General features: G+C 68.7%; 16 protein-coding genes. 5 read left to right on the forward strand and 11 right to left on the reverse strand.

Features of this window, described 5'->3' with window-relative positions:
* Window positions 1–90 precede the first annotated feature (90 nt).
* The gene (locus BKK79_RS03980; RefSeq protein WP_071012166.1) at window positions 91–621 is read right to left on the reverse strand and encodes an FKBP-type peptidyl-prolyl cis-trans isomerase; all 531 of its coding nucleotides are present in this window, start codon (window positions 619–621) and stop codon (window positions 91–93) included.
* Between the two features lie 11 nt (window positions 622–632).
* Here BKK79_RS03980 and BKK79_RS03985 point away from each other — a divergent pair, with 11 nt between their 5' ends.
* On the forward strand, window positions 633–1841 hold the full coding sequence (locus BKK79_RS03985; RefSeq protein ID WP_083384016.1) for a cupin domain-containing protein: 1209 nt from the start codon (window positions 633–635) through the stop codon (window positions 1839–1841).
* Window positions 1842–2044: 203 nt separating this feature from the next.
* On the forward strand, window positions 2045–2278 hold the full coding sequence (locus BKK79_RS41450; RefSeq protein WP_083384015.1) for a hypothetical protein: 234 nt from the start codon (window positions 2045–2047) through the stop codon (window positions 2276–2278).
* Window positions 2279–2380: 102 nt separating this feature from the next.
* On the opposite strand, the gene BKK79_RS03990 is transcribed toward BKK79_RS41450, so the two are convergent.
* From BKK79_RS03990 to BKK79_RS04025, 8 genes are all read right to left on the reverse strand, one after another.
* Window positions 2381–3169: an MBL fold metallo-hydrolase gene (locus BKK79_RS03990; RefSeq protein ID WP_071037193.1), complete on the reverse strand. Its 789-nt coding sequence runs from the start codon at window positions 3167–3169 to the stop codon at window positions 2381–2383.
* A gap of 51 nt (window positions 3170–3220) precedes the next feature.
* Window positions 3221–4426, reverse strand: coding sequence for an outer membrane protein assembly factor BamC (gene bamC / locus BKK79_RS03995; protein WP_071012163.1), 1206 nt, complete (start codon window positions 4424–4426; stop codon window positions 3221–3223).
* 47 nt (window positions 4427–4473) lie between these two features.
* Entirely contained in the window at window positions 4474–5358 is an 885-nt protein-coding gene (gene dapA, locus BKK79_RS04000; protein ID WP_071012162.1) for a 4-hydroxy-tetrahydrodipicolinate synthase, read from the reverse strand.
* 125 nt (window positions 5359–5483) lie between these two features.
* Window positions 5484–6080, reverse strand: coding sequence for a class I SAM-dependent methyltransferase (locus BKK79_RS04005; protein WP_071012160.1), 597 nt, complete (start codon window positions 6078–6080; stop codon window positions 5484–5486).
* A gap of 14 nt (window positions 6081–6094) precedes the next feature.
* Window positions 6095–7300 (reverse strand): tryptophan--tRNA ligase, encoded by a 1206-nt coding sequence (locus BKK79_RS04010; RefSeq protein ID WP_071037195.1) that lies wholly within the window; start codon window positions 7298–7300, stop codon window positions 6095–6097.
* A 66-nt stretch (window positions 7301–7366) separates the two neighbouring features.
* Window positions 7367–8032 (reverse strand): site-2 protease family protein, encoded by a 666-nt coding sequence (locus tag BKK79_RS04015; protein ID WP_071012156.1) that lies wholly within the window; start codon window positions 8030–8032, stop codon window positions 7367–7369.
* Window positions 8033–8088: 56 nt separating this feature from the next.
* Window positions 8089–8712: an L-threonylcarbamoyladenylate synthase gene (locus tag BKK79_RS04020; RefSeq protein ID WP_071012155.1), complete on the reverse strand. Its 624-nt coding sequence runs from the start codon at window positions 8710–8712 to the stop codon at window positions 8089–8091.
* A gap of 72 nt (window positions 8713–8784) precedes the next feature.
* Window positions 8785–9630, reverse strand: a complete 846-nt coding sequence (locus BKK79_RS04025) for a 3',5'-nucleoside bisphosphate phosphatase (RefSeq protein WP_071012153.1) — start codon at window positions 9628–9630, stop codon at window positions 8785–8787.
* 194 nt (window positions 9631–9824) lie between these two features.
* Between BKK79_RS04025 and BKK79_RS04030 the strand changes: the two genes are divergently transcribed.
* Complete coding sequence (locus BKK79_RS04030; RefSeq protein WP_071012152.1) at window positions 9825–10910, forward strand: NAD(P)/FAD-dependent oxidoreductase; 1086 nt, start codon at window positions 9825–9827, stop codon at window positions 10908–10910.
* A gap of 42 nt (window positions 10911–10952) precedes the next feature.
* Here BKK79_RS04030 and BKK79_RS04035 read toward each other — a convergent pair whose 3' ends face one another.
* Window positions 10953–11846: an alpha/beta fold hydrolase gene (locus tag BKK79_RS04035; protein ID WP_071012150.1), complete on the reverse strand. Its 894-nt coding sequence runs from the start codon at window positions 11844–11846 to the stop codon at window positions 10953–10955.
* 163 nt (window positions 11847–12009) lie between these two features.
* On the opposite strand from BKK79_RS04035, the gene BKK79_RS04040 reads away from it, so the two are divergent.
* Window positions 12010–13749, forward strand: coding sequence for an acyl-CoA synthetase (locus BKK79_RS04040; RefSeq protein WP_071037196.1), 1740 nt, complete (start codon window positions 12010–12012; stop codon window positions 13747–13749).
* Here the strand turns inward: BKK79_RS04040 and BKK79_RS04045 are convergent.
* Window positions 13746–14648 carry a ferritin-like domain-containing protein gene (locus BKK79_RS04045; RefSeq protein ID WP_084084484.1) on the reverse strand — a complete coding sequence of 301 codons (903 nt, stop codon included), beginning with the start codon at window positions 14646–14648 and terminating at the stop codon, window positions 13746–13748. The genes BKK79_RS04040 and BKK79_RS04045 overlap by 4 nt on opposite strands.
* Window positions 14649–14779: 131 nt before the next feature.
* Here BKK79_RS04045 and BKK79_RS04050 point away from each other — a divergent pair, with 131 nt between their 5' ends.
* Window positions 14780–15304 (forward strand): gamma carbonic anhydrase family protein, encoded by a 525-nt coding sequence (locus BKK79_RS04050; protein WP_071037198.1) that lies wholly within the window; start codon window positions 14780–14782, stop codon window positions 15302–15304.
* Window position 15305 lies beyond the last annotated feature (1 nt).

The raw sequence follows: 15305 nt of genomic DNA on the forward strand, positions 1-15305 counted from the left end.
GCGACGGCGCGATGACGCGGCCGCACCAAAGCAGAAGGCCGGCGCAAGGCCGGCCTTCCCGATCTGGTGGATGCGCGCCTTGCGGCGGAATCAATGCAGCGTACGTCCGCCCTCTTCGCCGTCTTCGTCCTCGTCGACCACTTCCACACCCGAGGCGCCATGGGCATGGCCATGCTCGACTTCGTCGGCGGTCGCCTCACGCACTTCCGACACCTTGAGCCAGAAGCGCAGCGCCATGCCGGCCAGCGGGTGGTTGCCGTCCAGCACGACCTTGTCCTCGGCCACGTCGGTGACGGTGTAGATGATGGAATCGTCGTCGTCACCGTCCTCGGGTACGCCCTCGAACTGCATGCCGACTTCGAGCGGCTCCGGGAAACGGTTACGCGGCTCTACCTTGACCAGCTCCGCATCGTAATCGCCGAACGCATCCTCGGGCTCGAGCTGCAGCTGGGTCTCGAAGCCTGTGTCGTGGCCGTCCAGCGCTTCCTCGATCTTGGGGAACGTGCCATCATAGCCGCCGTGCAAATAGACCATGGGCTCGTCCGACTCCTCGATCAGATTGCCCTGCGCGTCCGACAGCTTGTACACCACGGACACCACCGTGTTCTTAGCGATTTTCAATTCTTGACTCCATGAACGATTCCGCATTATACGCGCAGGCCCTGCCGCCCGGCCCCATCGACCCGGACGAGCCGCTGGACCTGCTGGGCGGCCTGACGCCGGCTGCCTTCATGCGCGATATCTGGCAACGTAAACCGCTGTTGATTCGACAAGCCGTACCGGGAATCGTGCCCCCGGTATCGGCCGAGTCTCTTCTGGAACTGGCCGATCGCGACGAGGTCGAATCGCGCCTCGTCACGCACTTCCGCAACCGCTGGAAGCTCGAACACGGCCCCTTCGCGGCCGACAACCTGCCCTCGCGCAAGACGCGCCAGTGGACGCTGCTGGTGCAGGGCGTGAATCTCCACAATAATGCAGCCGCCGAGCTGCTGGCGCAATTCCGCTTCGTGCCGGACGCGCGCCTCGACGACCTGATGATCAGCTATGCCACCGACGGTGGCGGCGTGGGCCCGCACTTCGACTCCTACGATGTCTTCCTGCTGCAGGTCTCCGGCCGCCGGCGCTGGCGTATCTCGTCGCAGACCGCGCTGGAGCTGATTCCCGGACTGCCACTCAAGATCCTGGCCGACTTCAGTGCGGAACAGGAATGGGTGCTGGAACCGGGTGACATGCTTTACCTGCCGCCGCAGTATGCGCATGACGGTATCGCCGAAGGCGAGTGCATGACCTGTTCGATCGGATTCCGTGCTCCCGCCTATCGCGAACTTGCCGGCCACTTCCTGGCGTGGCTGTCGGAAACCGTCGAGGACAATGAAGCGTTGTCGGGACGCTACAGCGACGCTGGACAAAACGCCACTGAGCATCCTGCGCAAATGCCCGCCGATCTGGTGCGTGCGGTCAGCACGCGGCTCAAGGCAATGCGCTGGTCCGAGGCCGATGTCTCGGAGTTCCTCGGTGCCCACCTGTCCGAGCCGAAGCCGACCGTCGAATTCCGCGAGCCCTCATCGATCTCCCTGCGAAAATTCGAAAAACTGGCACGAATTCATGGCATCGTGCTGGCTCCTGCCTCGATCGCCCTCTATGATCGTAACCACTTCTTTCTCAACGGCGAGGCCTACGAGCCACCCGCGGAGTTGGCAAAATGGCTGCGCAAGCTGGCGGATCGGCGCAGCCTGAGCGCCGCCGACGTGGCTGCCAGCGCGAATCTTCCCGACCTGATGGAGACATTTCATCACTGGCTGGAGGAAGGCTGGCTGCTGCTGGCGCCAGCAGCACTGTAATAATGCGTAACACTGGAATCCCCAGATTTCCACGCTACACAAGGCGGGAAAACGCGGATATAATCGTCGGCTGGCTAGTACTGTGTACCACTGCATTTGTTGGCACCCGGGAGGGCCTCTATTTTGCAGTACAAGAGCGATAATTACCGGTAATTATTGATCGCCTGGTTGTTTTCCGTCATTACAAAGTTAAAGGACGAACAATGAAGAAGTCTCTCCTGATCGCTTCGCTGCTGGCCGCCGTGGCCCTCGCCGCTTGCGGCAAGAAGGAAGAAGCTGCTGCTCCGGCCGAAGCCTCGGCTCCCGCTGCTGCCGCTCCCGCTGAAGCCGCTTCGGCTCCGGCTGCTGAAGCCTCGGCTCCCGCCGCTGAAGCCTCGGCTCCGGCTGCTGACGCATCGGCTCCCGCCGCTGACGCATCGGCTGCTGCTGGCAAGTAATTCCAGCCAGACGCTGAAAGAAAGAGCCGGCCGCGAGGCCGGCTTTTTTTGTTGGGTGCGGGATCGGCGGACGCCTGCCCGCCACCGCACTCCCCGCCCGCCTCAGGCGCGCACCGGCTGCCAGTCCAGGCCCGCCTCCTGATCCGCCACCAGGATCTCCGCCCGCCCCTCCCCCAGCACCCCCGCCAGCGCACTGGTCGCCAGCTCCCGGGTATTGTTCTGCTTGCTCAGGTGCGCCGCCACCACCCGCTCCAGGCCATCATGGACGACACAAGCCAGGATCTCGGCCGCCACTTCATTGGCCAGATGGCCGAAGTCGCCCCCGATGCGGCGCTTCAGTGAGGGAGGATAGGCGGAGTTGCGCAGCAGTTCGCGATCATGGTTGCACTCCAGCACAAGTGCATGAACGCCCGACAGCCGCGCCGTGACATAGGGCGTCAGCATGCCGGCGTCGGTCAGCACGCCGAGGCGCGCGTCGCCGTCGCCGAGTACAAACTGCAGTGGCTCGCGCGCGTCGTGCGGCACCGTGTACGGAAGGATCTCGAGATCGCCGACGGCGAAGGGATGATCGGCACCGCAAACCCGCACATCGGCGTGCGCGGCACCACGCAAGTGCGAGGTCGCGAGCCAGGTGCCATGGCTGGTGTAGACCGGCAGCCCATGGCGCGCGGCGAAAGCGTAGGCGGAACCGACGTGATCGCCATGCTCGTGGGTCACCAGCACCGCGTCCAGCTGGTCCGGCTGCACGCCCAGGCGCTCGAGCCGGCGCGCGGTCTCGCGCAGGCCGAAGCCGCAGTCCAGCAGCACGCGCGTGGCCGTTGCCCCCGCACAGGATTCGATCAGCAGCGAATTGCCTTCGCTGCCGCTACCGAGGAAACCGAAGCGCATCATGCCGGCACCTGGCGGTGCCGGCGGGTCGATTGCCGTGCAGGCACGGCCGTCTTAGCGGAGCTGCTCGTCGAGCAGCGACAGGATGCGCTTGCCGATATCGCTGGACTCGGGCTGGCCGGCGTCGTTCAGCACGGTGACCACGGTGCCGGTACCGTCGCCCTTCAGCGCGACGCGGTACTTCTTCGCCGATTTCGCATCGTTCGGCTTGGTGAACAGCTTGGAGAAGAAGCCCCGGCTGTCGGCAACGTCGCGCGTATCGACATAGCGCACGTAGTACAGGCCTTGCGAGCGGTCGCGATCCTCGACGGTGAAGTTGACGCGATCCAGTGCCAGGCCGACCGCGCGCCAGGCGCGATCGAAGGGCTCGCCCATCTGCAGGGCCTGCACGCCGTTGACCTGGGTCAGCAGGGACTTGCCGCCGGAACCCGGCACATTGACCTCGGCGGCCGCAGCATTGGTGCCGGTGGTCTTCTTGGCCATGGCCTGCGCCTGCTCCTTCTGCACGCCAAGGCGTTGCGCCAGGCGCGCCAGGAAGGTGGCTTCGAGCTCCGGATCGGCCGGGCGCGCGGTCCACACGGTGTTGGACTTGTCGATGCCGGTCAACTGTTCCTGCGCACCGCGGTGGCTGATGTAAACCTCGAGCGTGCCGTTGGCACCGCGCTCGACGCGCGTGCGGAACTTGTCGCGTTCGGAGGTGGAGTACAGGCCGTCGAAAACCTTTCCGATCGTGTTGCGGATGAAGTCCTGCGGGATCTTGGCGCGGTTCTCGGCCCAGTCCGTCTCCATCACACCGGTCTCGGGCGAATCCTGCACCAGCAGGAAGCCATTCTCCTGCCAGAAGCTGCGCAGCGTCTCCCACAGCTGGTCGGCGCGCGTGCCGTTGCTGATCACCAGCCAGCGCTGGTTGCCATCACGCTCCATGCGGATGCCGTTGGCGACCGGCAGCACGTTCTCGGCCGGAGCCTGCTCCTGCACCTTGGTCGCCTGCTTGTAGTCGGACAGCGTCGACGAATTGCCGTCGGCCGCGGTAGCGCCCGGCACCGAGTAGCGGCGATCGCCCTCCAGCTTGGTCAGGTCGGGCGGAACGTCCAGCTTGGGGCCGCGCTTGCTGGAGGCGGCGGACTTATAGTCGATCTTGTCGGGCTGCATCATATCGTTGATGCTGCTGCAGCCGGACACGGCACCGATGGCCAGCAGGGGCACGACCAAGGCGGCGTGGCGCACAGGCAGCGCGCCGCGGTTAAGCTTCAGTTTCATTGACACGCAATCCTAGAGAAGGGAATGACGGCGGGAGACGCGCGTGATCAGGCCAGCAGGCCGGCCGCCGACAACGCCTTGCGCACGGTGTCGTGGTATTGCGGCGAAAGCGGCGTCAGCGGCAGGCGGATGCCACCCGGCATCCGGCCCATCTGCTGGAGCGCCCACTTGACGGGGATCGGGTTGGCTTCGACGAACATCGCCTTGTTCAGGGCGATCAGTTCCATGTGCAGGCGGCGCGCGGTCTGCACATCACCCTTCAGCGCCGCCACGCACATCTCATGCATCTTGCGCGGCGCCACGTTGGCGGTGACCGAGATATTGCCCTGGCCGCCCAGCAGGATCAGCGCCACCGCGGTGGGGTCGTCGCCGCTGTAGATGGAGAAACCGGCCGGCGCTTCGTGGATCAGCTGCGCGGCGCGGTCGATATTGCCCGTGGCTTCCTTGACACCGACGATGCCGGGCACCTGCGCCAGGCGCAGGATGGTGTCGTTGCTCATGTCGGCAACGGTGCGCCCCGGCACGTTGTACAGCAGCACCGGCAGGTCGACCGCTTCCGCGATGGTGCGGAAATGGCGGTACATGCCTTCCTGGGTCGGCTTGTTGTAGTACGGCACGACCTGCAGCGAAGCGTCGGCACCCACCTGCTTGGCGAAGGCGGTCAGCTCGATCGCCTCCTGCGTGGAGTTGCCACCGGTACCGGCGATGATCGGGATGCGCTTGCCGGCCTGCTCCACGGCCACACGGATCAGCTCGCAGTGCTCATCGACGTTGACGGTGGGCGATTCGCCCGTGGTGCCCACGATGACGATGGCGTCGGTGCCTTCGGCCACGTGCCAGTCGATCAGCGCGCGCAGCGCCGGGTAGTCGAGGCTGCCGTCCTCCTGCATCGGGGTGACGATCGCCACGATGCTGCCGGTAATCTGTGTCATAGGAATGGGTTTCTGGAGATGCAAATATTGCGATTGTACCGGATACCACCGGCCCGCCGACCGCGGTTTCGACCGCGCCGCCCCTAGGTAGTTCCCTGCCCGGGCGCGCCGGCCCGGGCTTGGGCTCAGGCCGGCAGCGGATAGCGTGGCGGCCCCGCCGCCCCCTGCTCGCGCGCGGTTTCGCGCACGGCACACAGCCGCTGCACGAACGCCGTTTTCGGCACTTGCAGCAGGCCGTCCTCGTAGCCGACCACGCGCAGGTGTCCATGCACCGCCTCGAGCAGTTCGCCCGGGCGCAGCAGGAAATCGGGATTGGACGGCCTGCCGACGGTCTCGTTGCCGCTGGCGAAGGTCTCGTAGATCAGCACGCCGCCGGGCGCCAGGGCGCCGAGCAGGTGCGGCCACAGCGGCCGGTGCAGGTAGTTGGTGACGACGATGGCATCGAAGGGTGCCTCGCCGGCCAGCGGCCAGTCACCCTGCTCGAGGTCCGCCTGCCTGCCGGCCACGCCGGCCGGCAGCGCGGCCACGGCCTGGGCATCGCGGTCGACACCCAGCACCGTGTGGCCGCGCTGCGCGAACCAGCGCGCATGGCGGCCGCCGCCGCAGGCGAGATCCAGCACCCGCCCGCCCGGCCGCACCAGGTGCGCCCAGCGCGTCACCCAGGACGAGGGTTCGCCCAGGCCCGGGTGGGAGGCGGCCGGCGAGGCGCCAGGGATTGCCATGGTCACGCCGGAGCTCAGCGGTAGCCCAGGCCCATGGCGTCGCGCACTTCGCGCATGGTCTCGCGCGCGACTTCGGAGGCCTGCGCGCAGCCGTGGTCGACGATGTCGCGCAGCAGCGCCGGGTTGTCCATGTATTGCTGCGCCCGCTCCAGCATCGGCTGCTGCTCGCGCAGGATGCCATCGATGACCGGCTGCTTGCACTCGATGCAGCCGATGCCGGCGCTGCGGCAGCCCTTTTCCACCCATTCGCGGGTCGGCTCGTCGGAATAGACCTGGTGCAGTTGCCACACCGGGCAGCGCGCCGGCTCGCCCGCATCGCTGCGGCGCACCCGGGCCGGGTCGGTCGGCATGGTGCGCACTTTCTTCTCGACCGAGTCCTTGGTCTCGCGCATGCGGATGGTATTGCCATAGGACTTCGACATCTTCTGCCCGTCCAGCCCCGGCATGCGCGACGCGGCGGTCAGCAGCGCCTGCGGCTCGACCAGGATGGTGCGGCGCGAGCCGGCCAGGTAGCCCAGCAGCAGTTCGCGGTCGGCCGCCGACAGGCTCTGCGACTGCGCCACCAGGGCGCGGCCCTCCTCCAGCGACTCCTGTGCGCCCTGCTCCTGGAAGGCCTTGCGCAGTTCCAGGAAGGCCTTGGTGCGCTTGCCACCGAGCTTCTTTGCCGCCTCCTGCGCCAGCTCCTCGAAGCCGGGCTGGCGCCCGTACAGGTAGTTGAAGCGGCGCGCGATCTCGCGCGTGATCTCCACGTGCGGCACCTGGTCCTCGCCGACCGGTACCCAGGCGGCGCGATAGATCAGGATATCGGCCGCCTGCAGCAGCGGGTAGCCGAGGAAGCCGTAGGTGGCCAGGTCCTTGTCCTTGAGCTTCTCGATCTGGTCCTTGTAGGTCGGCACGCGCTCCAGCCAGCCCAGCGGCGTGCCCATCGCCAGCAGCGTGAACAGTTCGGCGTGCTCGGGCACGCGGCTCTGGATGAAGAGCGTGGCCTGCTCGGGATCGACCCCAGCGGCCAGCCAGTCGATCAGCATCTCCCATACCGATTGGCCGATCACCTCGGGCGACTCGTAGTGCGTGGTCAGCGCATGCCAGTCCGCGACAAAGTAGAAACAGGGGTGCTGGGCCTGCAGCTGGACCCAGTTCTTCAGCACGCCGTGGTAGTGGCCCAGGTGCAGCGCACCGGTGGGCCGCATGCCGGAGAGAACGCGATCGGGGAACGTCATGATTGTGATGGGGAAGCGGTTGATTCGGGAAAGACGCGATGGCTCGCGGCTCGGTGCATCAGTACATCAGTGGATCAAGGCGAGCAGCGGCCGCAGCATCAGCTCGACCAGCGAGCTGAGCAGGTTGACTACCGGGCGCATCCAGACCTGCGTGATGACCCCGGCGGCGACCAGCGCCAGCACGATGAAGATCCCGTAAGGTTCGATGCGCGCGACCGCGTAGGCGATACGCTGCGGCAGCAGCGCGGTCAGCACGCGGCCGCCGTCCAGCGGCGGGACCGGGAACAGGTTGAAGGCCGCCACGACCAGGTTCACCAGCACGCCGGCGCGCGCCATCTCGACGAAGAACGGCTCCTGCACATGCGCCATCAGCAGTCCCAGGGCCATCAGGGCCCACAGGAAGGCCTGCGCCACATTGCTGCCGGGTCCGGCCAGCGCGACCCACATGCCGTGCCAGCGCGGATTGCGCAGGCGGTCGAAGGCGACCGGCACCGGCTTGGCGTAGCCGAACACGAACTGGCCGCCGGTCAGGAAGTACAGCAGCAGCGGCACCGCGATGGTGCCGATGGGGTCGACGTGGCGCAGCGGATTAAGGCTGACGCGTCCCAGCACGTAGGCCGTGTTGTCGCCGAAAAGCTTGGCCACGTAGCCGTGCGCCGCCTCGTGCAGCGTGATAGCGAACAGCACCGGCAGGGCGTAGACCGCGAAAGTCTGGATAAGGGAGGAGTCCATGGAACGCTATTGTACCGGGCGGGCCGGTCGCCCCGGCAGGCGGCCGGCGGGCTGGCTCACAGGCCGAAGCGCGCGATATCACCCCGTCCGGCGCGCACCAGCACGGGCTCGCCGCTGGTCAGGTCGATCACGGTGGAAGGCTGGGCAGGCGCCGGGCCGCCGCAGATGACGAGATCGAGCAGTTTCTCCAGGCGCGCGCGGATCTGCGCCGGATCGTTGAGGGGCACCTCGTCGCCGGGCAGCTGCAGCGTGGCGGACAGCAGCGGCTCGCCCGTCTCCGCCAGCAAGGCCTGCGCGATGGCGTTGTCGGGCACGCGCACGCCGATGGTCTTACGCGACGGATGCGAGAGCCGGCGCGGCACCTCCTTGGTGGCCTCCAGGATGAAGACATAGGCCCCGGGCGTGGCGCCCTTGAGCCAGCGATACTGGCGGTTGTCGACGCGCGCGAAGTTGCCCAGCTCGGACAGGTCGCGGCACATCAACGTCAGGTGGTGCTTGTCGTCGATGCCGCGCAGGCGCCGCAGGCGCTCCACCGCCGTCTTGTCGTCCAGGCGGCAGGCCAGCGCATAGCAGGAATCGGTCGGCAGCGCGACCAGGCCGCCCTGGGCGATGATCTGCGCGGCCTGCTTGATCAGGCGCGGCTGCGGATTGAGCGGGTGAGTATCGAAGAACTGGGACATGGGGGCGATGTCGGCAGGCGCCGGCCGCACTCACGCTGCGCGGCCGCAGTGGCACCGTGGTGGCAATGGCGGCTACCAGTCGTGCCAGACCGGCTTGACCGTGGGAGGCAGCGGCGGCAGCGCGCCGAGCTCGACGCGCCCTTCCCCCGGGCCATGGAAATCCGAACCGCGCGAGGCCAGCAGGCCGTAGCGGCGCGCGACCTCGGCGTAGCGGCGATACTGGTCGGGGGTGTGGCTGCCGGTGACGACCTCGACCGCACCGCCGCCGAGCTGCTTGAACTCGTCGAACAGCGCGTCATGCTCCAGGTCGGTGTAGTGGTAGCGCCCCGGATGGGCCATCACGGCAATGCCGCCGGCCGCGCGGATCCAGTGCACGGCCTCGGCCAGCGTGGCCCAACGGTGGCCGACGTAGCCCGGCCGCCCTTCCGCCAGGTACTTGTCGAACACCTCGCCGATGTCGGCGCAGTAGCCCTGGTCGACCAGCCAGCGCGCGAAGTGCGTGCGCGAGATCAGGTCGGGGTTGCCGACATAGCGCAGCGCTCCCTCGTAGGCACCGGCGATGCCGATGCCGGCCAGCGCCTCGCTCATGTCGCGCGCGCGGCGTGCGCGACCCGAGCGCGTGTCGTGCAGGCCGTCGATCAGCGCCTGGCAGGCGGGATCGATCTGCAGCCCGACGATATGCACGGTCTGGCTGGCCCAGGTCACGGAAACCTCGACACCGGTCACGTAGCGCATGCCCAGCGCCTCGGCCGCGGCACGCGCCTCGGCCTGGCCACCGACCTCGTCATGATCGGTCAGCGACCAGAGCGCGACACCACCGGCGTGCGCACGCTCGGCGACCACGGCGGGGGCCAGCGTGCCGTCCGAGACGGTGGAATGGCAATGCAGATCGGCGTTGAGGGCGTTGGGATTCAGCATAGGGACATTCTACTCCTGTGATCTGCCGCTGTGATGGCGCAGGCATCGCGCGGCGGGCCGCGAGGTGCGCCGATGCCCCTGCCGCCAATGCTGGCGTGGACGGCCGGCGCCCCGCCAGGCGGTATAGTGGGAGATTGAACGGGCCTCGCGCCCTAACCGTCCCCGAGGCCGCGCCGCGCGCCGGCCGCCACGCCATGCCCGAATCCACCCCTGCTCCCGCCTCCGCCCCGCTTGCCGCCGCTCCGGTACGCACCGATGTCCTGATCATCGGCGCCGGCCCGGTCGGCCTCTTCGCCGCCTTCCAGGCCGGCGTGCTGGGCCTGCAATGCGAGCTGATCGACGTGCTCGACCGCCCCGGCGGCCAGTGCACCGAGCTCTATCCCGAGAAGCCGATCTACGATATTCCCGCCGTGCCCGGCTGCCTCGCGCAGGACCTGGTCGACCGGCTGCTGGAACAATGCGCGCCGTTCGCCTTCCCCATGCATTTCGGCCAGCGCGCCAGCAGCGTGGCGGAAGTCGAGCGCGACGGCCATGCGCGCCTGCTGGTGACGACCGACGGCGGCAAGCAGTTCGACGTGGCGGCGGTGCTGGTCTGCGCCGGCGCCGGCGCCTTCGCGCCGCAGCGGGTCGCGCTGCCGGAAGCGGCCGCGCTCGAGGGGCGCCACCTTCACTACGCCGTGCGTGAGGTGGCACGCTTCGCCGGCAAGCGCGTGGTCGTCGCCGGCGGCGGCGATTCGGCGCTGGACTGGGCCCTGGCGCTGCGCAAGGTGGCGGCGCGCGTCACCTTGCTGCACCGGCGCGATGGCTTCCGGGCCGCAGACGCCAGCGTCGCCGAGATGAAGGCGGCCGTGGCCGCCGGCGAAATGGACTTCGTGATCGGCATGCTGGGGGCCCTGCAGTGCGCGCCCGGCCCGGACGGCGAGCAACTGGCCGCGGTGGAAGTGCGCACGCGCGAGGCGCCGCTGACGCTGCCGGCCGACGAACTGGTGGCCCTGTATGGCCTGGTGACCGAACCCGGCCCGATCGCGCACTGGGACCTGGAGTTGCGCGCCGGCCGCGTGCTGGTCGACACCACCACCTACGAAAGCTCGCGGCGCGGCATCTTCGCCGCCGGTGACATCGCCTACTACCCCAACAAGCAGAAGCTGATCCTGTCCGGCTTCCACGAGGCCGCGCTGGCGCTGCGCCGCGCCTACCACTACGCCTTCCCCGACAAAGCCCTGGTACACGTGCACACCAGCAACAACGCCACGCTCAAGGAAAGGCTCACGCACGCCTGACGGCACCGCTGGCGACGCGCCAGGCTCGGCGTCAGGCAAGCTTCAGGCAAGAAAGTCCTCCACCAGCCGGGCCACCGCTTCCGGCTGGTCGTGATGCAGCATGTGGCCGGCCTCATCCACCACGGCCTCGCGGAAATCGCGGAAGGCGGCGAAGCGCTGCTTGAACTCGGCGATCTCCTGCTTGTGGGCGATATGGCGCAGCGTGGCGGAATCGCGCGCCTCCACGTGCAGCACCGGTGCCTGCACTTCGGCCCAGATCGCCATCACCTCGTCGAGCCGGTACAGCACAGGGTTGACCAGCTTGTGGGCCGGATCGCCGAGGATCTCCCAGCGCCCCGCCTCGTTGCAGCGCGCCCAATGTGCGGCAAGGAAGGCAGCACGCGCGTCGGACAGGCGCGGATTGGTCTTCTGCAGCCGCGCCGCCACGCCTTGCAGGTCGTCGTAAGTACGCATCTCCGGCTGCGCGCGCAACTCGTCCAGCCAGCGCGCATAGCGCCCGGGCGCCTGCTCGGCCCGCGTCGCCGTCATGCCGAAGCCCTCCAGGTCCACCACGCGGCGCACCCGCTGCGGACGGATGCCGGCATACAGGCAGGCCACGTTGGCACCCATGCTGTGTCCGACCAGGTCCACCTGGCCCTGCGGCTGGTAGTGGTCGAGCAGCGCCTCGAGGTCGGCCACATAGTCCGGGAACCAGTAGGACCGCGTGCCCGGGTAGCGCGCCGGCCAGTCGCTCAGGCCGAAGCCGCGCCAGTCGGGTGCGACCACGTGCCAGTCGCGTGCGAAGGCATCGACCAGGAACTGGAAGGAAGCCGAGACATCCATCCAGCCATGCAGCAGGAACAGCATGGGCGCGCCCTCCTCGCCCCACTGGCGTACGTGGTATTGCAGCCCGCGCAGCGTGATACATTGCGAGCGCGAGGTTTCTCTGATCGTCATGCTGTCTCCGTGGCGGCCCCGGCCGTCCGCGCGGGAGATCCGGCACCGCCCGGCTGACGCAGGAAGCAAAAAAAGAACGGTCGTTCTTTTACCGCGATTATAACGGCTCGCCGCCCGGCGTCGTGCGCGGGCCGGCGGGCCTCGGACCGACTGGAGACACCCGATGCCATCCGCCGCCCTGCCGGCCACCCGGCGCGACGACTACGCCGCGCTGCACGAATCGTTCCGCTGGGACGTGCCCGAGACCTTCAACCTGGCCGAGGCATGCTGCACGCGCTGGGCACGCGACCCCGCCACCGCGCAGCGCATCGCCGTCCATGCGGAGCACGAGGACGGCCGGCGCGCGAGCCACAGCTTCGCCGACATCCAGGCCGCCGCCAACCGTCTCTCGCGAGCCCTGCGGGCGCTCGGCGTGGGGCGCGGCGACCGCGTCGCCATCATCCTGCCGCAGCGTATCGAGACCGTGGTCGCGCACATGGCCGTCTACCAGCTGGCCGCCATCGCCATGCCGCTGTCGATGCTGTTCGGCCCCGAGGCCCTGGCCTACCGGCTGGAACACGGCGGCGCGCGCGTGGCCATCGCCGACGAGGGCTCGCTCGACAACCTGCTGGCGGCGCGCGGCGAGTGCGCGGCGCTGGAAACGGTGATCGGCGTCGGCGCGGCCGCCGCCGGGGCCGACCATGGCTGGGAGGCGCTGCTGGCCGCCGGGCCGGCCGACTTCACGCCCGAGCCGACGCGCGCTGACGACGGCGCGGTGCTGATCTACACCAGCGGCACCACCGGCCAGCCCAAGGGCGCGCTGTTGCCGCACCGTGCGCTGCTGGGCAACCTGCCCGGCTTCGTCTGCTCGCAGAACTGGTACCCGCAGGACGACGACGTGTTCTGGAGCCCGGCCGACTGGGCGTGGACCGGTGGCCTATGGGATGCGCTGATGCCGGCGCTCTACTTCGGCAAACCCATCGTGGGCTACCAGGGTCGCTTCTCGGCCGAGGTCGCCTTCACGCTGCTGGAGCGCTACCAGGTCACCAATACCTTCCTCTTCCCCACCGCGCTCAAGCAGATGATGAAGGCCTGCCCGCGCCCGGCCGAGCGCTACCGGCTGCGGCTGCGCGCGCTGATGAGCGCTGGCGAGGCGGTCGGCGACACCGTCTTCGCCTGGTGCCGCGAGGCCTTCGGCGTCATCGTCAACGAGATGTTCGGGCAGACCGAGATCAACTATGTGGTCGGCAACTGCGCCGCCCAGTACGACGACGGCCGCCTGGGCTGGCCCGCGCGCGCGGGTTCGATGGGCCGGCCCTATCCCGGCCACCGCGTGGCCGTGATCGACGACGACGGCCGGCCCTGCGCCGGCGGCGAGATCGGCGAGGTGGCGGTATGTGCCACCGACCGCGCCGGCCACGCCGACCCGGTCATCTTTCTCGGGTACTGGCGCAACGAGGCAGCGACCGAGGCCAAGTATGCGAGCCACGACGGCCTGCGCTGGTTCCGCACCGGCGACCTGGCGCGCTTCGACGACGACGGTTATCTCTGGTACGAGGGCCGCGCCGACGACGTCTTCAAGTCTTCGGGCTACCGCATCGGCCCCAACGAGATCGAGAACTGCCTGCTCAAGCATCCAGCCGTGTCGAACTGCGCCGTGGTGCCCTCGCCCGACCCCGAGCGCGGCGCCGTGGTCAAGGCCTTCGTGGTGCTGAGCCCCGGCGTGGCGCGCTCGCCCGCGGCCGATGCCGCGCTGGTCGCCGAACTGCAGCAGCACGTGCGCGGCCGCCTCGCCCCCTACGAGTATCCGAAGGCCATCGAGTTCATCGAGCAGTTGCCGATGACCACTACCGGCAAGATCCAGCGGCGCGTGTTGCGGCAACTCGAAGCGGAGCGCGCCGCCACGCCGGCCTCTGCAGACTAATCCTGTTGCGCCGTGAGCCAGGCCAGCTCATCGTCGTCGAAGCCCGCGGCGCGGCGTGCCGGCAGGTTGAACGGCGGCTTGAGGCGCGGCGCGCCATGGTGCGCCGCCAGCTCCGCGTAGCTCGATACCGGGTCGAGCCCGCGCACCGCGCACAGCCAGCGGAACCAGCGGTTGCCGATAGCCACGTGGCCTACCTCGTCGCGCAGGATGATGTCGAGGATGGCGGCAGCCGCATGGTCTCCCGCCGCCGCCAGGCGCGCACGCACCGCGGGCGACGCATCCAGCCCGCGCGCCTCCAGCGTGCGCGGCACCAGGGCCATGCGCGCCAGCACGTCGCCGGCGGTCTTGTCGGCCATCTCCCATAAGCTGTTGTGGGCGGGGAAATCGCCGTAGGCATGGCCGAGCGTGGCGAGATGGTCGGCCAGCAGCGTGAAGTGCAGGGCCTCCTCGTCGGCTACGCGCAGCCAGTCGCGGTAGTAGGCCGGCGGCATATCGGCGAAGCGCCACACCGCATCCAGCGCCAGGTTGATCGCATTGAATTCGATATGCGACAGCGCATGGATCAGGGTCGCCCGCCCCAGTTCGGTATGGGGCGAGCGGCGTGGCCCGACCTCGCGCGGAGGCACCAGCTCGGGCCGCCGGGGACGGCCGGGGACACCGGCAGGCGCCGGCAGCACGAGTCCGCAGCCGAGTGCGGCATCGGTCTCGGCACTGGCACGCCGGTACAGCTCGCGCGCCGCCGTCGCCTTGGCGCGGGCATCGGTCAGGCAGAGCACGTGGAGAGCCTGCTCGCGCAGGCATGGTCGCCCCGGGGCGGCCGGGGCAATGTGTCCGGCATCGGATTGTCCGGCATCGGGTGCACCCGTGGCGCACCGGTCGTTGAGTCGCTGGTCTGGCATCGGCGTAAAATCTCGGCTGCCGCCATTGTAGGGCCGGGCGCGCGCCGCATGCGCCCCCTGCTCTGCTGCAAGGCTCTTTAAAGACGCCGGGCGGCCCCCATCTTTCCCCCAGCCATTGCCCAGGAGACTCCATGGCGCTTTACCAGCTCGGCGACCTCGCCCCCCAGATCGACCCCGACGCCTACGTGGCGGCAGAAGCCACCCTGATCGGCAACGTGACGCTGAAGGCGCGCGCCAGCGTCTGGCCCGGCGTGGTGATCCGCGGCGACAATGAGCCGATCACCGTGGGCGAAGGCAGCAATGTGCAGGAAGGCTCGGTGCTGCACACCGATCCGGGCTGCCCGCTGGACATCGCCGACAACGTGACCATCGGCCACCAGGCGATGCTGCACGGCTGCACCATCGGCGAGGGCTCGCTGATCGGCATGCAGGCGGTGGTGCTGAACCGCGCCGTGATCGGCAAGAACTGCCTGGTCGGCGCCGGTGCGGTGGTGACCGAGGGCAAGGCCTTCCCCGACCGCAGCCTGATCCTCGGCGCGCCCGCCAAGGCGGTACGCGAGCTGAACGACCAGGAAGTGGCCAACCTGTACCGCAACGCGGCGACCTACGCCGAGCGCCAGGCCATGTACAAGACGCAGCTCAAGCGCCTCGACTGAG

The organism is Cupriavidus sp. USMAA2-4 (assembly GCF_001854305.1).
Classification (GTDB): Bacteria; Pseudomonadota; Gammaproteobacteria; order Burkholderiales; family Burkholderiaceae; genus Cupriavidus; species Cupriavidus malaysiensis.